General features: G+C 47.0%; 23 protein-coding genes. 9 read left to right on the top strand and 14 right to left on the bottom strand.

Annotation, left to right across the window (positions count from 1 at the left end):
* Nucleotides 1–246: 246 nt before the first annotated feature.
* From AC3EBE_RS09020 to hprK, 6 genes are all read right to left on the bottom strand, one after another.
* A complete protein-coding gene (locus AC3EBE_RS09020; protein WP_488594686.1) occupies nt 247–576 on the bottom strand; it encodes a hypothetical protein in 330 nt (109 codons plus the stop codon).
* Between the two features lie 68 nt (nt 577–644).
* Nucleotides 645–1,175 carry an acyltransferase gene (locus AC3EBE_RS09015; RefSeq protein WP_488594685.1) on the bottom strand — a complete coding sequence of 177 codons (531 nt, stop codon included), beginning with the start codon at nt 1,173–1,175 and terminating at the stop codon, nt 645–647.
* 1 nt (nt 1,176) lies between these two features.
* Complete coding sequence (gene ppaX, locus AC3EBE_RS09010) at nt 1,177–1,821, bottom strand: pyrophosphatase PpaX (RefSeq protein ID WP_488594684.1); 645 nt, start codon at nt 1,819–1,821, stop codon at nt 1,177–1,179.
* The gene (locus AC3EBE_RS09005) at nt 1,811–2,755 is read right to left on the bottom strand and encodes a nucleoside recognition domain-containing protein (protein WP_488594683.1); all 945 of its coding nucleotides are present in this window, start codon (nt 2,753–2,755) and stop codon (nt 1,811–1,813) included. Before AC3EBE_RS09005 ends, ppaX begins: the two co-directional genes overlap by 11 nt.
* Before the next feature lie 58 nt (nt 2,756–2,813).
* A complete protein-coding gene (gene lgt / locus AC3EBE_RS09000) occupies nt 2,814–3,632 on the bottom strand; it encodes a prolipoprotein diacylglyceryl transferase (RefSeq protein WP_488594682.1) in 819 nt (272 codons plus the stop codon).
* Nucleotides 3,633–3,772: 140 nt separating this feature from the next.
* The gene (gene hprK / locus AC3EBE_RS08995; protein ID WP_488594681.1) at nt 3,773–4,708 is read right to left on the bottom strand and encodes an HPr(Ser) kinase/phosphatase; all 936 of its coding nucleotides are present in this window, start codon (nt 4,706–4,708) and stop codon (nt 3,773–3,775) included.
* Nucleotides 4,709–5,070: 362 nt separating this feature from the next.
* Here hprK and AC3EBE_RS08990 point away from each other — a divergent pair, with 362 nt between their 5' ends.
* The 8 genes from AC3EBE_RS08990 to AC3EBE_RS08955 all read left to right on the top strand — a co-directional run bounded on the left by AC3EBE_RS08990 (nt 5,071) and on the right by AC3EBE_RS08955 (nt 12,844).
* Nucleotides 5,071–6,444 (top strand): PTS transporter subunit EIIC, encoded by a 1,374-nt coding sequence (locus AC3EBE_RS08990; RefSeq protein WP_488594680.1) that lies wholly within the window; start codon nt 5,071–5,073, stop codon nt 6,442–6,444.
* Between the two features lie 132 nt (nt 6,445–6,576).
* Nucleotides 6,577–7,641, top strand: a complete 1,065-nt coding sequence (locus tag AC3EBE_RS08985; protein WP_488594679.1) for a DUF871 domain-containing protein — start codon at nt 6,577–6,579, stop codon at nt 7,639–7,641.
* A gap of 1 nt (nt 7,642) precedes the next feature.
* Nucleotides 7,643–8,548: an N-acetylmuramic acid 6-phosphate etherase gene (gene murQ / locus AC3EBE_RS08980; protein WP_488594678.1), complete on the top strand. Its 906-nt coding sequence runs from the start codon at nt 7,643–7,645 to the stop codon at nt 8,546–8,548.
* Between the two features lie 156 nt (nt 8,549–8,704).
* Nucleotides 8,705–9,901 (top strand): N-acetylglucosamine-6-phosphate deacetylase, encoded by a 1,197-nt coding sequence (nagA, locus tag AC3EBE_RS08975; protein ID WP_488594677.1) that lies wholly within the window; start codon nt 8,705–8,707, stop codon nt 9,899–9,901.
* A 17-nt stretch (nt 9,902–9,918) separates the two neighbouring features.
* A complete protein-coding gene (gene nagB, locus AC3EBE_RS08970; RefSeq protein WP_488594676.1) occupies nt 9,919–10,647 on the top strand; it encodes a glucosamine-6-phosphate deaminase in 729 nt (242 codons plus the stop codon).
* A gap of 71 nt (nt 10,648–10,718) precedes the next feature.
* Entirely contained in the window at nt 10,719–11,444 is a 726-nt protein-coding gene (locus AC3EBE_RS08965) for a GntR family transcriptional regulator (RefSeq protein ID WP_488594675.1), read from the top strand.
* A 293-nt stretch (nt 11,445–11,737) separates the two neighbouring features.
* Nucleotides 11,738–11,965 (top strand): DUF2164 family protein, encoded by a 228-nt coding sequence (locus AC3EBE_RS08960; RefSeq protein ID WP_488594674.1) that lies wholly within the window; start codon nt 11,738–11,740, stop codon nt 11,963–11,965.
* 111 nt (nt 11,966–12,076) lie between these two features.
* Nucleotides 12,077–12,844, top strand: a complete 768-nt coding sequence (locus AC3EBE_RS08955) for an N-acetylmuramoyl-L-alanine amidase (protein ID WP_488594673.1) — start codon at nt 12,077–12,079, stop codon at nt 12,842–12,844.
* A gap of 75 nt (nt 12,845–12,919) precedes the next feature.
* On the opposite strand, the gene AC3EBE_RS08950 is transcribed toward AC3EBE_RS08955, so the two are convergent.
* Genes AC3EBE_RS08950 through AC3EBE_RS08935 form a run of 4 tightly spaced genes read right to left on the bottom strand, consistent with a single transcriptional unit; the run spans nt 12,920 to nt 14,925 of the window.
* On the bottom strand, nt 12,920–13,279 hold the full coding sequence (locus AC3EBE_RS08950; RefSeq protein ID WP_488594672.1) for a phage holin family protein: 360 nt from the start codon (nt 13,277–13,279) through the stop codon (nt 12,920–12,922).
* Nucleotides 13,280–13,281: 2 nt separating this feature from the next.
* Entirely contained in the window at nt 13,282–13,473 is a 192-nt protein-coding gene (locus AC3EBE_RS08945) for a PspC domain-containing protein (RefSeq protein ID WP_488594671.1), read from the bottom strand.
* A gap of 13 nt (nt 13,474–13,486) precedes the next feature.
* Nucleotides 13,487–14,590, bottom strand: a complete 1,104-nt coding sequence (locus AC3EBE_RS08940; protein ID WP_488594670.1) for a DUF4097 family beta strand repeat-containing protein — start codon at nt 14,588–14,590, stop codon at nt 13,487–13,489.
* A 17-nt stretch (nt 14,591–14,607) separates the two neighbouring features.
* The gene (locus tag AC3EBE_RS08935; RefSeq protein ID WP_488594669.1) at nt 14,608–14,925 is read right to left on the bottom strand and encodes a magnetosome magnetite crystal formation protein family; all 318 of its coding nucleotides are present in this window, start codon (nt 14,923–14,925) and stop codon (nt 14,608–14,610) included.
* A 280-nt stretch (nt 14,926–15,205) separates the two neighbouring features.
* On the opposite strand from AC3EBE_RS08935, the gene AC3EBE_RS08930 reads away from it, so the two are divergent.
* Nucleotides 15,206–16,024 carry a polysaccharide deacetylase family protein gene (locus AC3EBE_RS08930; RefSeq protein ID WP_488594668.1) on the top strand — a complete coding sequence of 273 codons (819 nt, stop codon included), beginning with the start codon at nt 15,206–15,208 and terminating at the stop codon, nt 16,022–16,024.
* 517 nt (nt 16,025–16,541) lie between these two features.
* On the opposite strand, the gene uvrA is transcribed toward AC3EBE_RS08930, so the two are convergent.
* From uvrA to AC3EBE_RS08910, 4 genes are all read right to left on the bottom strand, one after another.
* Entirely contained in the window at nt 16,542–19,421 is a 2,880-nt protein-coding gene (gene uvrA / locus AC3EBE_RS08925; protein WP_488594667.1) for an excinuclease ABC subunit UvrA, read from the bottom strand.
* Between the two features lie 7 nt (nt 19,422–19,428).
* Nucleotides 19,429–21,408, bottom strand: a complete 1,980-nt coding sequence (uvrB, locus tag AC3EBE_RS08920) for an excinuclease ABC subunit UvrB (RefSeq protein ID WP_488594666.1) — start codon at nt 21,406–21,408, stop codon at nt 19,429–19,431.
* Nucleotides 21,409–21,748: 340 nt separating this feature from the next.
* A complete protein-coding gene (locus AC3EBE_RS08915) occupies nt 21,749–21,988 on the bottom strand; it encodes a CsbA family protein (protein ID WP_488594665.1) in 240 nt (79 codons plus the stop codon).
* 154 nt (nt 21,989–22,142) lie between these two features.
* Entirely contained in the window at nt 22,143–23,387 is a 1,245-nt protein-coding gene (locus AC3EBE_RS08910; protein WP_488594664.1) for an EAL and HDOD domain-containing protein, read from the bottom strand.
* Nucleotides 23,388–23,481 lie beyond the last annotated feature (94 nt).

Genomic DNA, 23,481 nt, shown 5'->3' with positions numbered 1-23,481 from the left:
CCATTTTTCCCCGGTAGAAATGGTCCGAAAACAAGAGACCATTTTTCCCCGGTAGAAATGGCCCGAAAAAGAGGGGCCATTTTACCCTGCAGGAGTGAAGCGATGAGGAGGCTCACCGCACGCCCCAAGAAGAATTTGATTATGAAAAAGCCGGCAGTTGGGCTTTTTCGTAATTCTTCAGAGGAAAGCGAAGCGCCTGGAACGGAAATCAACGGCATAATTAGGAAAGCACTATTTTTAAAATGGTTACTTTCCGCTTAAAAAGTCCAAATAATAACTAAGATTGCCCTTTTCCGACCACGAAACAGCATCCAATTGTATTACCGCATAAACATACAGGATATAAGAGCCAAGCAATAACAGGTAGTTCACAAGTCTATTTGATGCTGTTTTTAGGACAATGGACCACAATATGTAAACACCAATCGGAAACCCGATGATGACGATCGGCAGGGTGATGACTCCAATGAAGAAAAAGAACATCACGACCGAGAGGACATAGGCAATGACAAAACCAACCATCGCAGCCGCGAATAATAAAATGTACTTTAGATAGCTTTTGGCAAAATCATTCATTTATAAGCTCCTATCTTAAAATTAAACCCACTCAAAAAGCGAAACAGGATCAAAAGATCCCGTTTCGCTTATTTTTGTCCGTAAATCTCGTCATCGGCCCAGCGCTGCTGCAGTTCTTCCTTCGTGTAGATGACCCGCATTGGGTTGCCGCCGACGAAGGCTCCCGCCGGGACGTCCTTGTGGACTAGTGTAGCGGCGGATACGATGGCGCCATCACCGATTGTGATGCCAGGCATGATGGTTGAGTTGGCCCCGATCATGACCTCGCTGCCGATTTTCACTTCACCGAGGCGATATTCCTTGATTAAATATTCGTGGGCGAGGATGGTCGTGTTGTAGCCGATAACCGTATTGGTGCCGACGCTTATTTTTTCAGGGAACATGACATCAAGCATCACCATCAGCGCGAATGATGTCTGGTCGCCTACCTTCATTCTTAAAAAGGTACGGTACAGCCAATTTTTCATGCCGAGGAAAGGTGTGTAGCGCGCTAACTGGATGACGATGAAATTTTTCACGACCTTCCAAAAAGGAACAGTTTTATAAACATGCCAGAGAGAATTTGCACCTTCCACACGGTAACGGGTCGTATCCCTCATGCTATACTCCCAGGATTGGCAGGATGTCGGCCATATTGTCGAGGATGTAATCCGGCTTGTATTGCTCCAGATGCGCTCTCCCCTTGACCGACCAGGAAACGCCAGCTGTCAGTGTGCCGGCATTTTTGCCGCCAAGAATGTCATGGTGGTTATCACCTACCATGATTGCTTGCTCAGGAGTTGATCCAAGCATATCAAGCGCTTTTAAAAGCGGTTCCGGATCCGGTTTGGCCTTTTCAACATGGTCAAGGGCAACGACCACATCGAAAAATTCATCAAGTCCTGTCAGTTTTAAGCCCATTTTCACCACATCCAACCGCTTGGTCGTAACGATGGCAAGCTTGAATTGATTTTCCTTCAGTGTCCGGACCGTCTCATAAACACCCTCGAACCCTTTTACAAGAAGGTCATGGTTGGCGACATTGTATGTGCGGTAGGTTGTAATCATCTCTTCATAGTTTTCCGGGTTAAGAGTCTCGAACGTTTCTTTTAACGTTGGCCCTAAAAACGGAAGGACATCTTCCCGCTGATATTGGCCAGGATAGTATTTTTCCATCGTATGAAGGAAGGATGAGATGATCAGTTCATTTGTGTCAATTAATGTCCCGTCCAAATCGAACAGGACTGTGTCTATTTTATTGCTCATATACTGCTTCCTTTCTTTTTGCGAGTTCTGCGCGGTTCCAGATGAATGCCACTACTATCGTTAATAATATAGCCACACCAAGGCGGATCAATAACAGAGGCAGCACGGGGATTCCGAGCGGAACAAAAATCAATGTATCCTCTACGACGGCGTGGCAGGCAACCAGGAAGATGAACGCAATCGTGACATCCTTTTTGCTGACTCCATCCTCCTGGACGGCCTGGATCATCAAGCCGGCGCCAAAGGCGAGGCCAAACAGCAGCCCGGCAGCAAGCGTTGTTGAGGTGTTCTCCTTCATTCCCAGTGCTCGCGTCACTGGTGCCATCCACTTTGAGAATACATCCAGCCACTGCTTATCCTTCATGATTTGAACGACCATCATTAGCGGGATGACAATCAGCGCGAGCTGGAAAATACCGAGACCTGCTTTTGTAATGCTTTCAAGCAGTATCGGTCCGGCCCCTGTTACCGTTTCTGTTTTAGACGGAATCATTCCGTATTTGGCAAGTTCAGTTCCGCCATTCCAAACAAGGTTGATAACGGCTGCGGAGGTGATCGCAAGTCCAAAACGGACCAGCAGGATGATCCACAATTTTACGCCGACCTTAACTCCCACTCCGGATTCAATGAACATATTGTGCGAAAAGCTCAGCATCACCGCGATGATGAACACTTCTTTTACCGTTAAGTCCAGGGTCAGAATAGCTCCAATGGCGGCATATAGATTAAGAAAATTCCCGAGGACAAGCGGTATCGCTGCATCCCCCGACAGTCCGAGAAGCGACATCAACGGGGTGATCATCTTAATCACCCACGGCAGGACTGGAGTATATTGAAGGATTGAAACGATCAGTGTGACCGGGAAAATCACTTTACCTAGTGACCAGGTCGTCTTCAAGCCAACCAATAACCCCTTTTTCAATGATGAAACCATCGAAGCATCTCTCCCATTTTAATAGCTTGATTCTGTATAATTTTGCAAGAACGTCAACTTAGTTGGCCTGCTCTAAATATTTTACCTTTGAATAGCCTTTTACTCTTCTGAAAATCCATAGTCCGATGGCCACAAGAATAAGTGCGATTGAAATCGTCTGGGCGATGCGAAGTGTATCGGTCAGCATCAGGCTGTCTGTGCGCATGCCTTCGACAAAGAAGCGGCCGATTGAATACCAGATCACATAACTCAGGAAAATCTCGCCGCGGCCCAGGTTAACCTTGCGCAAGGACATTAACAGGATGAAGCCGAGGATATTCCAGATTGATTCATATAAAAATGTTGGATGATAGTACGTTCCATTAATATACATTTGGTTGATGATGAATTCCGGCAGGTGCAGGTTTTCCAGGAATGCCCGGCTCACTTCGCCGCCATGTGCCTCCTGGTTCATGAAATTGCCCCAGCGGCCGATTGCCTGCCCGAGGATCAAGCTTGGCGCTGCAATATCAGCGAGCTTCCAGAATGAAACGCCTCTGGCTCTCGTGAAAAAGTAGGTGGTCGCCACCGCTCCAATCAGCGCACCATGGATGGCGATGCCGCCATTCCAGATTTGCGGAATCTCAGCGGGATACTGGCTGTAGTAATCCCATTGGAAAATAACATAATAAAGTCTCGCCGAAATGATGGCGATCGGAATCGCCCACAGCATCAGGTCAGCAAATATATCCTTCGGCAGGCCGCGTCTTTCCCCTTCGCGCATCGCAAGCCATAAAGCAAGCGCAATCCCTGTTCCGATAATGACCCCATACCAGTGCACCTGAATCGGTCCAAGCGAAAAAGCAATCGGGTCAAGCGGCTGAATAGTCTTCTCCATAACATTTCCCCTTAATCTCTATATTAGTTGGCAATTGGCAAGCAAGCACTTTAGCACTTTAAACCGCCGGGGGTCTGACCCCCGGCGCTTTAACGCATTAATGTGGTGGGGGTCAGACCCCCGGTGCGTTAATGCGTTAATTAGTGTTCGTCGTGGTCGGTGTCATCGATTACGTCTGATAGTCTGTTGGTGAATTGTTCGGCTGCGTTGACGCCCATGCGCTTCAGTCTGAAGTTCATGGCTGCGACTTCGATGATGACGGCCAGGTTTCGGCCTGGGCGCACTGGTACGGTCAGCTTTGTTACGTCTGTATCGATGATTTTCATCGTCACTTCGTCAAGGCCTAGTCTGTCGTAGGATTTCTTTTGATCCCAGATCTCGAGGTCGATGATGAGCGAAATTCGTTTATGGCTGCGTACCGCCCCTGCGCCAAACAGCGTCATGACATTGATGATGCCCAGTCCCCGGATTTCAAGCAGATGCTCGATGAGCTCTGGTGAATTTCCGACCAGAGTTCCGATATCCTCCTGGCGAATCTCAACGCAGTCATCGGCAACAAGGCGATGTCCCCGTTTCACCAGCTCCAGCGCGGTTTCACTTTTACCAACGCCGCTTTTGCCGGTAATCAAAACGCCGATTCCGTAAATATCAACCAGTACACCATGGACGGCAGTTGTTGGCGCAAGCTTGCTTTCAAGATAGTTGGTCAGGTGGCTGGAAAGCCTTGTCGTTTTTTGCTTCGAGCGCAAAACCGGAACGGATTCACGCTCGGCAGCCTCAATCAGTTCAGGCGGGACTTCCATGTCTCTTGTGACGATGATGCCCGGAGTGATGTCGGTACAAAGCTTTTCCATCCGATACGCTTTATCACGCGGATCTAATTTTTCAAAGAATGTCAGCTCTGTTTTTCCGAGAAGCTGCAGACGCTCTGCAGGATAATATTCAAAATAACCAGCGATTTCGAGTCCTGGCCTGGAAATGTCAGTCGTGGTGATCGGCCTGTTGATTCCTTCCTCTCCGCTCACCAGCTCCATATCAAACTTTTTAATGATGTCTTTTGTCCGGACTTTTGGCAAAGAAGTTCCTCCTTTTTAATAACGTATATGGACATGTCAATTTCTGCTTCATAACAATACTTTTTATTTTAGCACTTTTTCACTAATAACCAAATACAACGAGACTAAAAACGGCAATTGTTTTGATACTCCATACACCCACAGGGAGCTATTTGGAAAACGCAAATATATGTGACTGTCAGCTTGATATGCATACCACTTACCAACTGGTACTTACCTTTACACTTAATCCTAATACCACCTATAAAATAATTCAAAAAGGTATAGACAACTATACGTGTACTTGTTATCATCAAATTGTAAGCGAATTCATTTTTGGACTTATTTTTACACTTATCATTATTTATTAAGGGGGAAACACCATGCGTAATGAAGAACGCCTGGCAAGAGAGATACTTGAACAGCTTGGCGGCGCGGGCAATGTTGCAGATGTCGCTTCATGTATGACCCGCCTCCGGGTAAGGCCGGCAGACTACAGCAAAGTGGATATTGCTGCCATCAAGAAAATTGATGGAGTCCTCGGTGTCGTTGAAGAAGAAACACTGCAGATCATTCTTGGACCTGGAATTGTCACCAAAGTCGCAAATGAAGTTTCTGAGATTACCGGGAAAACTGCTAGTCTTGTAGACGAAAGTGATCCGAATCCTTTCGAAGGGCTTGCTGGCCGCACAAAGGATGAATTGAACAAGAAGAACGCAACGCCGTTCAAGCTTTTCCTTAGAAGAATCGCAAGCATCTTCATTCCGCTGATTCCAGCGATCGTCGCTTCAGGTTTGATTGCCGGTATCACAAACGTAATCGTCCGTGCAGGCGGTGACCCTGAATCAGCATTTGTCCAGGTACTTAACCTGATTGGCTGGGGTATCTTCAGTTACCTTGGTGTTTTCGTCGGTATCAATACAGCACGTGAATTTGGCGGCTCTCCAGCATTGGGCGGCGCAGCAGGTATCCTGCTCATCAACCCGGGACTCGCGAACATCACATTATTCGGTGATGCACTCGTTCCTGGCCGAGGCGGTTTAATTGGCGTCATGCTTGCCGCTGTATTCATTGCTTTCCTTGAAAAACGCATCCGTAAATTTGTTCCGTCATCATTGGATATCATCATCACTCCTACTCTGGCATTATTGATCACGGGTGTTGCGACATTATTCGTGCTTCAGCCAGTCGGCGGATTCATTTCCGACCTGATCACAAAAGGATTGCTTGGCATCCTTGATGTAGGCGGCGTCGTTGCCGGTCTTGTGTTGGCAGGAACGTTCCTTCCTCTTGTAGTTACTGGTTTGCACCAGGGTTTAACGCCTGTCCATATGGAATTGATCAATTCAATCGGCGATGACCCTCTGCTTCCAATCCTTGCAATGGGTGGCGCTGGCCAGGTCGGTGCGGCATTCGCCATTTACTTCAAGACTAAGAACGAACGCTTGAAAAAGGTCATCAAAGGCGGTCTTCCAGTAGGTATGCTTGGAATCGGCGAACCGTTGATCTTCGGTGTCACCCTGCCGCTTGGCCGTCCGTTCATCACAGCATGTCTCGGCGCAGCTGTCGGCGGTGCTTTCCAGGCATTCTTTAAAATCGCGACGATCGCGATCGGTGTTTCTGGTATCCCGCTTGCCTTCCTTGTGCATACAAACCAGATCCTTCTTTACCTTCTTGGCCTGTTAATCGCTTATGTGTTCGGCTTCATCTTCACATGGACGTTTGGCTTCAAGGACGAAATGGCAAAAGATATCTAAATAGAATGATAGTCTCTCGCTCCCTGTCCAGCAACGGCAGGGCCGGGAGCTGCATAACGAAGGAGGAGAGTTGCTTTCCTCCTTTCTTTATTTCTATCAAGCTTTAAATCTTTTATTTCGGGAGTGTTAGACTTGCTGGGATTATCCGTTTATTTAAAAAAAGAACTCCGTGCCCAGAATGCGGCATGGATTGAAAAAGCGGCACAATATGGCTTGAAGTCAATTTTCACCTCCCTCCATATCCCTGAAGATAATCCTGCTGATTATAAAGAGCTTTTACAGGAGCTGGGCGCTCTGGCGAAAGAGCATCAGATGGAGCTGATGGCTGATGTTTCCCCGCGCTCCCTGGGTTTCCTCGGATTGGATTGGGACAGCTATGAGAAATTGCTTGACTGGGGCCTTGCCGGGATCCGGGCTGATTATGGTTTTACAACGGAACAAATCGTTTCACTGTCGCAAAAAATGAAAATCGGCATCAATGCGAGTACGGTGACGAAAGAGGAACTCTTAACCTGGCTGGATGCCGGGTTAAAAGCTGAAAATGTCGAGGCATGGCATAATTTTTACCCGCGTCCTGAAACCGGGCTGGACAAGGCCTTCCTAATAGAAAGAAATCAGATGTTCCGTGAGATGGGGATTACGACGATGGCGTTCATCCCGGGAGACAAGGATTTGCGCGGACCCGTGTTCGCCGGCCTGCCTACTCTCGAGGAGCACCGCGAACAGCTCCCTCATATTGCAGCTGCAGACTTAATGTTTTCTTGTTTTACAGATAAAATATTGATTGGCGACCTCACAGTTTCGGACGAACAGCTGGAGTCGCTGGCGCTTTTGGGAAAAAAAATCATTCCGCTCCGCATCGAGTCATCGGACTGGTCGCAGCCTGAATGGCTCAATAAGACCCTGACAAATCGGATGGATCCTGCCCGGGATGTCATTCGGGCGGTGGAATCCCGTTCCTTCGCCTCAAATGGGGACAAGCAGCACCCGCCTGAAAACCAGCTGGAAAGAATCCGCGGGACTGTTACGATTGATAATGAGCTGTACGGTAGGTATGCAGGCGAGCTGCAAATCGCAGTGAACGATCTGCCGCGGGATGAAAAAGTAAATTGCATTGGTAAAATAATCGGCGAAGACCTTCCCCTCCTTTCTTTTATCAAGGCAGGCGGAAAATTTCAATTTATTGTGAGGGATTGACATGAATATCGCAAAGCTTAATACAGAACAGCAAAATCCGAAAACAATGAATATAGACTTGATGACGACAGAAGAAATCATTACCGTGATCAACCAGGAGGATACCCTCGTTCCGAATGTGATCGCAAGGCAGGTTCCGAATATTTCGGAGGTCGTCGACAAGATCGTCGCGGCCTTTAAACAGGGCGGAAGGCTGATTTATGTTGGAGCCGGAACCTCCGGACGTCTCGGAATCATCGATGCTTCTGAATGCCCGCCAACCTATGGCACAGATCCGGGCATGGTAGTCGGAATCATCGCCGGCGGAAAGGAAGCGATGACCGAAGCCATCGAAGGTGTCGAGGACGATAAGCAGCAGGGCCAGACCGATATGAAGGAAATTTCATTATCTGCAGAAGACATTGTGGTCGGAATCGCCGCAAGCGGGCGCACTCCTTATACAATAGGAGCCCTGGAATATGCCAATAGCATTGGAGCAGTAACCGTTTCTGTCGTCTGCAGCAAGGACTCAGAGATGGAGAAGATTTCTGGCCATACGATTGCAGCGGTAGTAGGTCCCGAAGTCGTTACCGGATCAACGCGGATGAAAGCAGGGACTGCCCAGAAATTGATCTTGAACATGCTCTCCACCGCATCGATGATCAAAATGGGTAAAGTATACGGAAACCTTATGGTAGATGTTCAGATGACGAATGAAAAGCTGCATAAACGCGCAGTCAATATTGTCAAAATGGCGACCGGTGCTTCAGATGAGGAGGCAGCAGCAGCAATCAAGGAGCAGAACAACAATACGAAAGCCGCAATCCTGCAAATCATCACCGGTTTGAAGGCTGATGGAGCAAAAGAACTCCTGGAAAAGCATAATGGCTATCTTCGCGAGGCAATTGCAGAGCATTATAAAGGTTAATCGTCATGTTTTTATAAGCGGAGAATGACTCCGTTTTTTACCTGTATATACCATATGGTGCAGTAGAGTTTTCTAGCAGAAGTGGTATAGACAACCCCATACTGGTACAAGTATAATGTAAGTGTAGAAGCAGAAGATAAAAAACAGGTGATAAATATGAAAGATTTATTGTTGATAAATTCTAGAGTATTGACGGAAGCTGGTATTACTGAAAAAGGGTATATCCATATTAAGAATGGAAAAATCGAAGATATTGGCAGTCTATCCTCCTTGCCAGCATATACAGAGCAGACAGCGGAAGTTGTTCAGCTGAATGAGAAGAACACAATTGTTCCTGGATTCATCGATGTCCATATCCACGGTGCTGGAGGGGCAGATACGATGGATGCCACAACAGAGGCTCTGAATACGATGGCCTCAATCCTGCCTCAGGAAGGGACAACCTCCTTCCTGGCGACAACCATTACACAGGAGCAGGAAGCCATTTTTAAAGCATTGGAGAATGCTGCTGACTTCATCAGCCAGCACAATGCCGCTGGCAAAGCTGAAATCGTCGGCGTCCATCTGGAAGGTCCTTTCATCAATGAGGTTCGAAAAGGCGCGCAGCCAGCTGACCATATCATCGCCCCGGATATTGAACTGTTTGCAAAGATGCAAGATGCATCTGGGAACCATATCCGGCTTGTGACAATGGCTCCAGAAATGGAAAACGGCTATGAATTCATCAGCTATTTAGCTGCAAACGGAGTTATCGCTTCGCTTGGGCATACAGACGCAACATACAGCCAGATGGCAGAGGCTGTGGAAGCTGGCGCTACCCATGTGACCCACCTTTTTAACGGAATGCGCGGAATGCATCATCGTGACCCTGGAGTCGCCGGCGCTGCATTGCTTTTTGATGAACTAAAAGTGGAAATCATCGCTGATGGAATCCATGTGGTTCCTGAGATGGTCGATTTATCGGTCCGTGCCAAGGGTACAGACGGCATTATTTTGATAACAGATTCAATGCGGGCTAAATGCCTGAAGAATGGAATATATGACCTTGGCGGCCAGGAAGTCAATGTGGCAAATGGCAAAGCATTGTTAGCTGACGGAACACTGGCAGGAAGCATCCTGAAGATGAAGGATTCATTGAAGAACATGATGAAGTTTGCTGGCATTTCACTTGAAGAAGCGGTGAAGCTGGCAAGTGAAAACCCGGCCAGGCAGCTTGGGATATACGACCGCAAAGGAAGTATTGCTGTTGGCAAGGATGCCGACCTGGTCGTACTGGATGAAAACAGCGATGTTGCCATGACGATTTGCCGGGGCGGAATCAGTTATAAGCGTGACACGACTTCCCTATCTTAAGTTAAGAGGTGATAACGTTGAAACTCATTCGAACAAGCAGCTACGAGGAGCTGAGCCAGAAGGCGTCAGACCAGATCATCTCCAAACTCCAATCAGACCCTAAGCTGAACCTTGGGCTTGCGACCGGAAGCACTCCCACCGGCCTCTATAAAAACCTGATACATGACCATAAAAAAAATCAGACTTCATACAAGCAGGTTAATACCTTTAACCTGGATGAATATATCGGGATCTCAAAGAAAGACCCTAACAGCTACCATTATTTCATGTGCGAAAACCTGTTCAATCATATCGATATCCCGCTTGAGCAGACACATATACCGGATGGCACTGCCAATGATTTAGATGAAGAATGCACACGCTATGAACAATTCATCAAGGAGCATGGCGGGATCGATTTGCAGATTCTCGGGATTGGGCAGAATGGGCACATTGGCTTTAATGAGCCTGGAACCTCCTTTGCCAGCAGGACGCATATCATCCAGCTGGCAGACAGTACCCGCAAAGCCAATTCCAGATTCTTTGACTCCCTCGAAGATGTGCCGACTCAGGCAATCACAATGGGAATCGCTTCAATCATGGAAAGCAAGGAAATCTATCTGCTCGTATCCGGCGCAGGCAAGGCTGAAGCGCTCGCCCGATTAATGAATGGTGATTTAAGTGAGGACTTCCCTGCTTCCGTCTTGAAGAAGCACCCTAACGTTACGATTTTCGCAGATCAGGAAGCTCTAGCGTTATTATCATGAACTGAACTCCCTAAATGATTTTATGGGAGTTGCTTAAAAGGAAATTCTGTTTTCAGTCAGGAGAATAGCCAATGATTGATAAAAATTCACCAATACCAATTTACCACCAGCTCGAGGAGTATATCAAAGCTCAAATCGAGAGCGGCGAGCTCCAGCCTGATGAAACCATCCCTTCTGAACGTGTCTATGCAGATATGTTCCAGATCAGCCGGATGACGATCAGGCAGGCACTGACGAACCTGGTTAATGACGGCTATTTATATCGCCAGAAAGGCAAAGGTACGTTTGTCAATAAGAAGAAGGTTGAGCAGAGACTGCAGGGCCTGACCAGCTTTACGGAGGACATGCGGGAGCGCGGCTTTACACCAGGCAGCAGGCTTGTATCATTTGAGATCATTCCTGCTGGCAGGGAAATTGCCGATCGTCTCAGGCTGAGCGAAAATACGCCGGTATATGAGATCAAGCGGGTGAGGCTGGCAGATAATGTGCCGATGGCGCTGGAAACTACGTATCTTCCTGCAAATCTTGTGAAAGGTTTGACTGAGGAAATCATCAACCAATCACTCTATCAATATATCGAAGAAAAACTCAATCTGGTCATCCATGAAGCGACCCAGCAGATTGAAGCTTCCGTCGCCAAGGATCAGGAGCTCCGCCTTTTGGAAATCGAAAAAGGCTCACCTGTCCTGCTGATTCTTCGCACATCCAGCCTTCAGGACGGAACACCTTTCGAATTTGTAAAATCCGCCTATCGAGCGGACCGCTACAAATTTGTCCACACCATGCAAAGATCATAACCATGTGCAGATAAAGATGCAGATTGTAAGGGGCCAGCTCCCTTCCTTCTGTATCTTTTTTCTGTTTAAGGACCGACAATCCATGTCGAAACAGCAAGAGAAATAAACTTATTTCCACGGAAATAATCGAAACCCTGTCGAACCCCCCGCTTCGCCCCATTAACGCACTGGGGGTCAGACCCCCACCCCTTCACCGCGGTACAGCGCCGGGGGTCAGACCCCCGGCGCTGTACCGCGGTGAATTACTGGGATAGAATATGTATTAATACCGATAATTGAAGGGGTGGATTGGATTGCTTAAGAATTTTCCTGTTGAAGAGGATGAGAAGCGGCGGATGATTGGGGAGATCCAGGATTATTTCCTGAATGAGCGCGGCGAGGAGCTTGGGGATTTGGCGGCTTTGCTGATGCTTGAGTTTTTTGCAGATAAGCTAGCACCAAAGTTTTATAACTATGGGATTCAGGATGCTCATGAGTTTATGTCCCAGCGGCTTGAAGATATTTTCGAGCTTAATAAGTAGGCTTGGTTATCATCTTTGGTCCATTTAGGGTAAGCCGCTATGTCCTTTTTCCTCCTTTGGTCATATATATACTGTGTAGGAAAATCTTAAACGGAAGGTGTGAATGACGACATGAAGATCATGCTTGATGCTGGGCATGGCTATAACACCCCGGGTAAGCGAAGTCCTGACGGAATGAGAGAATATGAATTCAACCGGGCAGTGGCAAACTATGCAAGAGACCTGCTGGCCAACTATCAGAATGTGACAGTTTATTTTTCTCACTCCGACCAGGAAGATGTTCCGTTACAGGAAAGGACAAACAAGGCAAATCGCCTCAATGTGGATATATTCGTTTCCATCCATGCCAATGCATTCGGCAGCGGCGGCTGGAATAATGCCGGCGGAATCGAGACATATGTATATCCCTCGAGGCCTCCTGTAGCCTATCAGCTGGCCCAAAAAATCCAGCGCAATCTCGTGCTCTCCACTGGATTGGAGAACCGGGGAGTCAAAACGGCTGACTTCCATGTCCTCCGAGAAACAAAAATGGACGCAGTACTTGCTGAATGCGGATTCTATACAAACCGCGAAGAGGTTAAACTGCTCCGCTCAGAAACCTACCGCAGAACCGTTGCCGAGGCTATTGTAAAATCGCTTGCCGATCAGTTCGGCCTTAAGCCGAAAGCGAAATCCGTTACCGGGAACACTGCTTCCGGCACAACAACTGCCAAAGCAACGGCAGCCCCAGCCCCAACTTCCCGGAAACCGGCTTCCCCCAAAAGGAATGGCAGCCTCTTCAAGGTACAGGCTGGCGCATTCGAGGATGAGGCGAATGCTAAGGAACTGGCGGAACGGCTGCGCAAAGCCGGGTTTGACGCGTTTATTGATACAGAGTGACAATAGCAAAATACCTGTTTGCTAAAAATCGCAAACATAATTAAGGCCGGCACATCTAATTGCCGGCCTTCTTCATTATTTATTTTTGGATTCTTTGAAAACAGTATTCTGGATAATCAGATTCGCTACTGACATGATGATCGCTGTCAGCAGCGCCATGCCAAAACCGGCGATCTCAAATGAGCTTCCCATCAGGCTGTCTGTCAGCATCAAGGTGATTGCGTTGATGACAAACAGGAACAATCCAAGGCTGAGTACCGTTACCGGCAGTGTCAGCAAGATCAGGATTGGCTTCACCAGTATATTCAGGATTGAAAGAATGAAGCTTGCTCCAAGCGCTGCGCCAAAACCGGATAGGTAAATTTCATTTTCAAAAAAGCCTGCCAGTGCTATAAAGAGAACAGCATTGATCACAATTCCGAGCAGCCACCTCATCCTTAATAGCCTTCCCTGTTCGATAGTACAAAAACAAACACTAAGTATAAAATCGCCATTGGCATCAATCCTGTGCTGAACAGCAGGATGACGAACAGGACCCGCAGCAGGGTGGCATTGATTCCAAAGGATTCAGCCAGCCCTCCGAGTACACCTGCGAGCATTCTATTTGTCCGTGAACGAGTTAATTTCATGTCTAACACCTTCCTATTTTTCTATATGGACTCCCGCCGTTTTTTTCACTGCGATGGAGCCTGTCTTTGTATCTGCATACAGTCTGACAGCATGCTGGCTGCCGTCTGCCGGCTTGAAGCGCAGCGTTTTTTGGACCATATCGCTTTTCTCTTCGACCACCTGTATACCATCAAGTTCAATGCTGAAGCTGCCAAGATTGGATTTCAGCTCCCCGCTTGCCGGCGTCTTTTCTGGCAGGAAAAGGTCGATGCTGCCGGTTGTCGCCTTCAGTTCGGCATTTTCACAATCCTGATTATTGACCGTGCATGTAAGGTTTCCATTGAAGGACTGCAAATCCACTTGCTTGAAGTAACCGTCGGCCTTGATGGCGCCATTGATCGTTTCGGCCTCCAGGTCCCTCACTGCGCTTCTGTGGATTCCAATTTGGCCGTTAGCTGTCTCAGCCTCAAGCTTGCCGCACTCAAGCCCCTCGAGCAGTACCTTTCCGTTTGCTGTTTTCGCACGGCAATCCTTTACATTTAAGTTTTCACCTTGTATCGAACCATTAAACAATCTGATGCGGATATTTTCATAATCTTCCCTTGGAATATGAACCACTGCATCGACCTTCATCCACTTTTGCTGGATGGAGAATCGCAGTTTCTGCCCTTCGATTGCAAACACGGCATCCTCAAGGAATTTCCGGCGTGCTTCATCCTGATTCTCGACGCGATAAACCTTTGCGCTGCACTCAATTCGGACATCCTTTTGCTCCCATGGGATTACATTTACGGATCCATTTGCAATATCAATATCCACCTGGTTCAGGTATGCATCGCCCTGCTGGAAAATATGGGTGATATCCACAGATTGGCCGAAATTCAAATCGAGGTCAAGGTCTTTGATTTTTTTGAAGGCAGTATCGACAAAATCAAGCACCTTATCTTTTACGGAATTCATTTTGTGAGTACTGAAGTCATCCTTCTTTGCTTCTTCAAATTTTACCGAGGTAGACAGAGCCGTCGTTTCGGGCTTGGCATTCCCCTTTTCCAGCTCCTCAATTAAAAACAATGCTTCATCCACCGTCATTTTGCCGTCCTCGACAAGCTTTAAAATCCGTTTCCGTTCTTCCTTCATACAGCATCCTCCTCATCTTATATCTTTAAATTAAGCACCTTTACACCTTTAACTATATTCCAGATTAAAACAATTAAGCTCAAAAGAACCATGAATATGGCACTTGAAAACAGCAGGATTGGAAAACCGCCTGATCCTTGGGTGATATCCAAAAACACTCCAAGCAGAACCAATGGCAGCGGTATCAGCGGAATGAGATGCGAAAATAAAGCTTTTTTTGCATGATTCTTTACCTCCAGGTCCTCTGAAGCAAAATAAGCGACCAGGGGAAATAAGATGCCGGCAAACATGACACTGAAATAGCAAAGCGCAGACAGTATGCGTTTCGTCTCCATCCTTTTCAACTCCTTAGCAAGTAATACGCTGCAGAAGCCGGGAAGTTTCATTTCTTTCTTATTTATGTTCGACAAATGAATTGCAAACCCTGTACAGAGATCTGAAAGTTCCTTGAACAAAAAATATAGGTATTTCCACTATTTGCTTATTTAAAACAAACTACTAAAATATTATTCTGTAAACATAGAGAAATATTACTGTAACATTTGTTAAAATACATACGTCATTATTGATGAAAATCATCAAGAATAATTCAGCGAGGGATGCAAAGTGGCAAGTTTGAAAAAGAAAACAGCAAAATGGTGTGTATTAATCTGTATGATTGGCGGCCTTGTTACTTCTACCTCTGCCGTTGCCAGCCAGCCTGCGAATAAAAAAATCCAGGTCCTAAGCCCGCCTGGGGAAATGGAATATGCAACGGGCCGGACAGCACAAATGTTAAAAACAGCAGATTCGAATTCTCCAAGATTCGCAGTCGAAACTCCATCAGTTCCTTCTAATGAAAAAACGGTTTATCTCACCTTCGATGATGGCCCACACAAGGTCTCCGATCAGATTCTAGAATTGCTTGATGAGTATGATGCGAAAGCCACATTCTTTATGCTTGATGGAAATATGAAAGATTTTCCCGAGGCAGTTAAAAAAATGGCCCAGCAAGGACACAGCCTTGGGGCACACGGAGTAACGCACGATAAAAGTAAAATCTACCAGTCGCCGCAAACAGTTGTAGCAGAAATGAAACAGACACTGGACACGATCAAAGAAATTACAGGAATAGACTCCGATTTAATCCGCACCCCATACGGAAGCGCACCATACATGAAAGAGCCCTATAAAAAGGCAGTTGCCGATAAAGGCTATCAAATGTGGGATTGGAGCATCGACAGCAAGGACTGGTTCTACCGGGATAAAAGATTGGTCGCGAATACCATCGCCCAGGTAGAAAAGCATACAGACAAACAGGAACCGCTTGTCATCCTCCTTCATGAAAGAGAAGAAACTCTTCTGCAGCTCCCGGCTTTGCTGAATTATCTAAAGGAACATGATTATCATTTCGAGGCGCTGAATCCAGCTATGGAGCCGATCCATTTGAAGTGATTGGTGGTTTATAATATAAAAATTAGAAATAGGCCCAGGGCTGCTAAGCTTGCGGGCCTGTTTTAGTTTTTTTCGGAGGAGGTACTCATAGGTTCAGACCAATATTTCATTAATTCTGCCGCTTTTTTGCCTAAGGATCCGCAAATATGCCGTTTGTTTCCGCTACTTTTTTTCGAAATTCCGCAGCTATTTTTTTCGAAATTCCACAACTATACCTTTCGATTTTGCAGCCTTTTATTGAATATCTTGCGTTTCCGCAGCTTATTTTTTTCAAAATTCCACTACGATACACCTTTCGATACCGCAGCTTTCTTTAAGATTCCGCAAAAACGTCCTTCGATTCCGCAAATTTATGTCGAAATCCCGCAAATTCCCCCTTCAATTCCGCAAAACTTTATCGAAATCCCGCAAACTGGAAAAAACACATGATTTTTTCCAATTCCAACAGAAGCAGCAACATCCAAATACCACAAAAAAATAACTCTCCCCTCATTAAAGGGAAGAGTTATTCCAAATATTAAGCATTGCTCGTGCTTTTTTCCTTTTCGGTGATATCCTTCTTCATCCGTAAGGAATCGCGTTCAAGGATTGGTTTCAGGTATTTGCCGGTATATGATTCTGGAACCTCGGCTACCTGTTCAGGCGTTCCGGAGGCGACAATCGTACCGCCGCGGTCTCCGCCTTCTGGCCCTAGGTCGATCAAATAGTCGGCTGCCTTGATGACATCAAGATTGTGCTCGATAACCAAGACGGTATCGCCATTCTCAACAAGCCGCTGAAGGACAGCGAGCAGGCGGGCGATGTCATCGACATGAAGTCCAGTTGTCGGTTCATCGAGGATATACAGCGTCCGGCCGGTTGAGCGGCGGTGCAGCTCGGATGCCAGCTTGACGCGCTGCGCTTCCCCTCCGGAAAGGGTCGTGGCAGGCTGGCCAAGGGTGATATAACCAAGGCCCACATCATAGATTGTCTGCAGCTTGCGGGCAATCTTCGGAATGTTGGCGAAGAACTCGACAGCTGCTTCCACCGTCATATCAAGGATATCGGAAATATTTTTACCTTTATACTTAACTTCCAGCGTTTCACGGTTGTATCTCTTGCCGTGGCAGACCTCGCAAGGGACATAAACATCCGGCAGGAAGTGCATTTCGATTTTGATGATTCCGTCGCCTCTGCAGGCTTCACAGCGTCCGCCCTTCACATTGAAGCTGAAGCGGCCCTTCTTATAGCCGCGGACCTTCGCTTCATTCGTTGAAGCAAATACATCACGGATATCATCGAATACTCCCGTGTAGGTTGCCGGGTTGGAACGAGGTGTACGGCCGATCGGCGACTGGTCGATATCGATGACCTTGTCGAGCTGCTCGACACCTTTGATTTCCCTGTACTCACCAGGCTTGCTTTTGGCACGGTGGATCTGCATTGCCAGTGATTTATGAAGAATTTCATTGATCAGCGTACTTTTACCGGAACCGGATACTCCTGTAACAGCCATGAACGTTCCAAGGGGGAATTTCACATTCACGTTGCGAAGGTTGTTTTCCTTCGCCCCTTTAATTTCGATGAAACGTCCATCCGGCTTGCGGCGCTCAATCGGCAGCGGAATGAATTTTTTTCCGGATAGGTATTGGCCTGTCAGCGAGTTTGGATCGTCCATCACTTCTGCAGGCGTCCCCTGAGATATAATTTCCCCGCCGTGGACACCTGCTCCAGGGCCGATATCGATCAGATAATCTGCTGCCAGCATCGTATCCTCATCATGCTCGACGACAATCAGCGTGTTGCCGATGTCGCGCATGTTTTTCAGCGTGTCGATCAGCCTGTCATTATCCCGCTGATGGAGACCGATGGACGGCTCATCGAGGATATACAGAACGCCTGTCAGGCGCGAACCAATCTGGGTGGCGAGCCTGATACGCTGTGCTTCACCGCCGGACAGCGTACCAGCAGAACGGCTGAGCGTCAGATAATCCAGTCCAACGTTGATCAAGAAGCCAAGACGCTCCGTAATTTCACGGAAAATCATGTTGGCAATCTTCATTTCTTTTTCTGAAAGCTGCAGGCTCTGGAAAAATTGGTGGGCTTCCTCAACTGATAACCTGGTAACCTCGCCAATATGGCGTCCGTCGACCAGGACAGCGAGGCTTTCGCGCTTCAGCCTGTAGCCTTTGCATGTCGGGCAGGCATGCTCGCCCATGTACTTTTCCATCTGCTCGCGGATATAATCTGAGCCGGTTTCTTTATAACGACGCTCAACATTTTTGAGCACACCCTCGAAAACGATGTAGTTTTCCCGGACTTGTCCAAAGTCATTTTGATAACGGAAATAAATCCGATCCTTGCCTGAACCATAAAGTATCTTATCCATCTGGTTATCGGGCAGGTCTTTTACCGGAACATCCATGTCGATTCCGTAATGGTTGCAGATCGCTTTAAGGAGCGATGGATAATATTGTGAGCTTGTCGGCTCCCATGGGGCAATTGCATTTTGGTTCAGTGTCAGGTCCTTGTTAGGAATGACAAGATCAACGTCAACCTCAAGCTTCGCACCTAAACCGTCACATTCAGGGCAGGCGCCGAAAGGACTGTTGAATGAGAACATCCTTGGCTCCAATTCACCGATTGAAAAGCCGCAAATCGGGCAGGCATGATTCTCGCTGAACATCAATTCTTCTTCTCCCATGACATCAATCAGGACATTGCCTTCACCAAGTCTCAAGGCTGATTCAAGGGAGTCAGCAAGACGGGCAGCAATTCCTTCTTTGACAACAATCCTGTCAACGACGACTTCTATCGAATGCTTTTTATTCTTCTCAAGCTCGATATCATCACCAATGTCATACATTTCACCATCAATCCGGACGCGAACATAGCCCTGCTTCTTCACATCTTCAAGCACCTTGACATGTGTCCCTTTGCGGCCGGATACGAGTGGTGCAAGGATTTGCAGCTTCGTCCTTTCCGGATATTCAAGCAGACGGTCAACCATTTGCTCGATTGTCTGTGAGGAAATTTCAATATTGTGCACCGGGCAGACCGGGCGTCCTACCCTGGCAAACATCAGACGCAAATAATCATAGATTTCTGTCACTGTCCCAACTGTGGAACGCGGATTCCGGCTCGTCGTTTTCTGGTCGATCGAGATTGCCGGGGACAATCCTTCAATTGTATCGACATCCGGCTTATCCATCTGGCCAAGGAATTGGCGCGCGTACGCCGATAAGGATTCGACGTAGCGGCGCTGTCCTTCCGCATAGATGGTATCGAATGCCAGAGAGGACTTCCCTGAACCGGAAAGCCCTGTCAGCACCACAAGCTTATCTCTCGGAATGGTGACATCTATGTTTTTTAAATTATGGGCTCTGGCGCCTTTAACGATCAATTTATCCATAGCCATGTTATCGTCATCCTTCCGCTTTCAACTCAAGTATGAGGTCACGCAGCTCGGCAGCCCGTTCGAAGTTGAGTGCCTTCGCCGCTTCCTTCATTTCTTTTTCCATATTTAAGATTACTTGCTCGCGATCTTTCTTGTTCAGTTTCTTCAGGCCTTCTGCCGGGCTGTAATCTTCTTGCTCCTCGGCAGCAATCGTTGCACGAATGACGTCTCGGATTGCCTTCTGGATCGTCTGCGGGGTGATGCCATGCTTCGCATTGTACTCTTCCTGAATCTCACGGCGCCGCTTCGTTTCGCTGATTGCTTTTTCCATTGAATCGGTCATCCTGTCTGCATACATGATGACATGTCCGCGTTCGTTCCTCGCTGCACGCCCGATTGTCTGGATCAGTGACCGCTCGGAACGGAGGAAGCCTTCCTTATCCGCATCAAGGATGGTGACAAGGGAAACCTCAGGGATGTCGAGCCCCTCCCTCAGCAGGTTGATGCCGACGAGGACATCGTATTTTCCGAGCCGGAGCTCACGGATAATCTCGATCCGTTCAAGTGTCTTGACCTCTGAATGCAGGTACTGTACCTTGATTCCGATTTCCTTCAGGTAATCTGTGAGATCCTCGGACATTTTTTTCGTCAATGTCGTAACGAGGACACGTTCATTGCGTTTGACACGGTCCTGGATTTCGCCGATCAGGTCATCGATCTGTCCTTCGATCGGCCTTACATCAATAGTCGGGTCAAGCAGACCGGTCGGACGGATGATCTGCTGGACCATTTCAGGAGTATGCTCCAATTCATATGGGCCAGGAGTAGCCGAGACAAAAATCGCCTGGCTGACATGCTCTTCAAATTCTGCGAACGTCAGCGGGCGGTTGTCCATCGCCGATGGCAGACGGAAACCGTGATCGACAAGCACCTGCTTACGAGCCTGGTCACCATTAAACATTCCCCTTATTTGCGGCAATGTAACATGCGACTCATCGACAACAATCAAAAAGTCATCCGGGAAATAGTCGAGGAGCGTATAAGGAGTTGCTCCTGCAGGCCTTAACGTCAAATGGCGCGAATAGTTCTCGATACCAGAACAGAAGCCCATTTCACGCATCATTTCCAGGTCATATCTTGTGCGCTGCTCAAGCCTCTGGGCTTCCAGGAGCTTTTCCTCAGCACGGAGCACTTCAAGGCGCTCTTCCAGCTCTTTTTCAATATTCTCGATCGCAATCCGCATTTTTTCTTCGCGGGTAACGAAGTGGGATGCCGGGAAAATCGCGACATGGTCGCGTTCGCCGATAATCTCGCCGGTCAGCGCATCCACCTCGCGGATGCGGTCGATTTCGTCACCAAAAAATTCGATCCTCATGCAATGTTCATCACGGGATACCGGGAAGATTTCCACGACATCGCCGCGGACTCGGAAAGTACCGCGCTTGAAGTCGATATCATTCCGCTCATACTGCACATCGACGAGACGGTGCAATAATTTATTGCGCTCGATCTCCATTCCTGTCCTCAAGGAAACAACCATGTCCCGGTATTCGTCTGGATTACCGAGGCCATAGATGCAGGATACACTGGCGATGATGATGACATCCTTGCGCTCAAACAGGGAAGATGTCGCCGAGTGGCGCAGCTTATCGATTTCATCATTGATGCTCGCATCCTTCTCGATGAAGGTATCCGTCTGCGGCACATAGGCCTCAGGCTGATAATAATCGTAGTAGCTGACAAAATACTCGACAGCATTGTTCGGGAAAAACTCCTTGAACTCACTGTAAAGCTGTCCAGCCAGTGTTTTGTTATGGGCGATGACCAGCGTCGGTTTGTTGATTTCCTTGATCACATTGGAAATCGTAAACGTCTTGCCCGTTCCTGTAGCCCCGAGAAGCGTCTGGTGCTTCTTGTTTTCGCGAACGCCTTTTACCAGCTCTGCAATCGCCGCAGGCTGGTCTCCCTGAGGGGAATATTTTGAGACTAATTCAAATTGGTCCTTCACAGAAAAGCCTCCTGTAAAATTTATTTCAGCTTCGCCCTTTTCGTGTTTTTTCCGGACACGAAAAAAAGCTTTCATCTATATAAGTCTTTCACAGTTGTCAAAAAGTCATATCCTCATTCTACCACAAAGCATGCAAAACAAACCAACAAAAAGCGAACAAACATTCGAATTTAAATTTTTCCTGGCAGCGAATGGTGCAGAAGCCAGTCGAAGCTTCGTTAATCAAATGTTTGATTGAATCCGCTCCGGCACTTCTGCGGTATAAAAAAACCTGCCGAACAGGATTCGACAGGCATGAACTATAGGTAAACTCTTATTTATCTTACTCCAGTATGAGAGATTAACTTTCTCCCTTCGGCTTCCGATTTTTGTTCATCATTCTATTGGCAAAAAAGAAACCCACAGTAAGTGAAAAAGCGTCAACCACAATCAGCAAAAATGAATCAGTATACCCTTTATACACAGACGCAGCGATCAGCGCTACAATCAACACGAGCGCAAGGACATGGTTATAGGCAACCCTGGTCAGGAAAACGACCATGAATCCTGGAAGGAAAAGTGCGGATAAGTATTTCAGCACTGTTAACACCTCGTTTATTTGTAAAAGCTCTTCGTAAGCACACGGCATAAATATCTATATGTATGAATATAGCTTTTTTACTGTCGAGTTACAAGAATCTTCTTTGTTATGCAAAAAAGCATGCAATAGGACCGTTCCCCTTGCATGCTCACCTTTATACAGCCACTTCCGTCAAGACCTTCGTTGCCCAGTCACTTGCCTCTCCGTAAAGACGGAAAAGTTCTTCCTGCTGCATCGCGGTTGGATTGAATTCTAATTCTCCGCCTTCATGAAAGGCATGTTCGATCTCTTTTAAAAATTGCAGCATGGCGTATTCATCGTTTTTTTCACCGGAGAGGGCTGCTTTCAGCTCATTGCTTAAAGGCAAGTCCTCTAATAAACTCTCCATTGGGAGGTGCAGCAAGGAATCCATCAGCGAAAACATTCCGAGCAGGAAATATTTCGACGCAAGCACTTCCCTGCCCACCTTCCTGCCGATGAGCTCGCCCAGCTTGCCGCGCTTGAGCGACAGCTCGATGATTTCTTTTTCCTTTGAGCCATCTGCCCTGCCCTGGTCAACTCCCCGTATCATTAACACATAAATCCATTTTTTGATTTCATTCAGGCCTAATAGGACAATCGCTTGTTTTATTGATGAGACTTCATTTCGTGGCCTGAAAACCGGGTTATTGATCAGTCTTAGCAGTTTATAGGAAAGAGACAGGTCTTTCTCGATTACATCCTTGATTTTCTCTATGTCGGGATCAGGACTCTCAATCTCATTTATTATTTGCAGGTATGAATGATAGTATGACGGGATGTCATAGCTATTCAGGATGACAGGCTTGCTGAAATAAAAGCCCTGGAAATATTCGAAACCGTCTTCCTTTGCTTCTTCATATTCTGAAATCGTTTCCACTTTTTCCGCCAGGAACTTGATATCCCGGCCTTTAATAAACCTGATGATTTCCTGCCTGTCCCTGCGGGTAGTGGTCCGGAAATCAATTTTAATCAGTTTCACATAATCGAGCAATTGAACTGTAAGGTCATTCCATTCGGATACAAAGAAATCGTCAAGCGCAATCGTATAGCCAAGTTCCTGCAATTCCTTGCAAATCGCCAGGATTTCTTCATTAATTTCCACTGTTTCAAGGATTTCTACAACGATGGATAATGGATTGAAATGGGACGGCACACCAAGCTTCAGCAGCTTCTCTGTAAAATTAATAAAGCACGGCTTTCCATAAGACAATGCATTGATTCCAATGTTTAAGAAACTATTAACAATGACATCAGTCGTCGCCTGATCGCCATTCGTATGCTGATAATTATTGACCGCACTGCTTCTGTAGAGTAATTCATATGCTACTGTTCTCTCATTTATATCGAAAATCGGCTGCCTGGCAACATAAATATCCATAATCCATCCCTCCCGAAACCTTAGGAAAAACCAAATCTGTCAATATTAAACAATATCGTTGTGGGAAAAATATACTACTATTTTTAATAGATGA

The organism is Mesobacillus sp., assembly GCF_057785455.1.
Note: the sequence above shows the minus strand (reverse complement) of the source record. Positions and strands in the feature narration are given on the sequence as shown.

Coding starts and splice junctions, on each gene's coding strand:
- AC3EBE_RS09020 (WP_488594686.1), bottom strand. CDS start 576: ATGAATGATTTTGCCAAAAGCTATCTAAAGTACATTTTATTATTCGCG.
- AC3EBE_RS09015 (WP_488594685.1), bottom strand. CDS start 1,175: ATGAGGGATACGACCCGTTACCGTGTGGAAGGTGCAAATTCTCTCTGG.
- ppaX (WP_488594684.1), bottom strand. CDS start 1,821: ATGAGCAATAAAATAGACACAGTCCTGTTCGATTTGGACGGGACATTA.
- AC3EBE_RS09005 (WP_488594683.1), bottom strand. CDS start 2,755: ATGGTTTCATCATTGAAAAAGGGGTTATTGGTTGGCTTGAAGACGACC.
- lgt (WP_488594682.1), bottom strand. CDS start 3,632: ATGGAGAAGACTATTCAGCCGCTTGACCCGATTGCTTTTTCGCTTGGA.
- AC3EBE_RS08990 (WP_488594680.1), top strand. CDS start 5,071: ATGCGTAATGAAGAACGCCTGGCAAGAGAGATACTTGAACAGCTTGGC.
- murQ (WP_488594678.1), top strand. CDS start 7,643: ATGAATATCGCAAAGCTTAATACAGAACAGCAAAATCCGAAAACAATG.
- nagA (WP_488594677.1), top strand. CDS start 8,705: ATGAAAGATTTATTGTTGATAAATTCTAGAGTATTGACGGAAGCTGGT.
- AC3EBE_RS08965 (WP_488594675.1), top strand. CDS start 10,719: ATGATTGATAAAAATTCACCAATACCAATTTACCACCAGCTCGAGGAG.
- AC3EBE_RS08955 (WP_488594673.1), top strand. CDS start 12,077: ATGAAGATCATGCTTGATGCTGGGCATGGCTATAACACCCCGGGTAAG.
- AC3EBE_RS08950 (WP_488594672.1), bottom strand. CDS start 13,279: ATGAGGTGGCTGCTCGGAATTGTGATCAATGCTGTTCTCTTTATAGCA.
- AC3EBE_RS08945 (WP_488594671.1), bottom strand. CDS start 13,473: ATGAAATTAACTCGTTCACGGACAAATAGAATGCTCGCAGGTGTACTC.
- AC3EBE_RS08940 (WP_488594670.1), bottom strand. CDS start 14,590: ATGAAGGAAGAACGGAAACGGATTTTAAAGCTTGTCGAGGACGGCAAA.
- AC3EBE_RS08935 (WP_488594669.1), bottom strand. CDS start 14,925: ATGGAGACGAAACGCATACTGTCTGCGCTTTGCTATTTCAGTGTCATG.
- uvrA (WP_488594667.1), bottom strand. CDS start 19,421: ATGGCTATGGATAAATTGATCGTTAAAGGCGCCAGAGCCCATAATTTA.
- AC3EBE_RS08910 (WP_488594664.1), bottom strand. CDS start 23,387: ATGGATATTTATGTTGCCAGGCAGCCGATTTTCGATATAAATGAGAGA.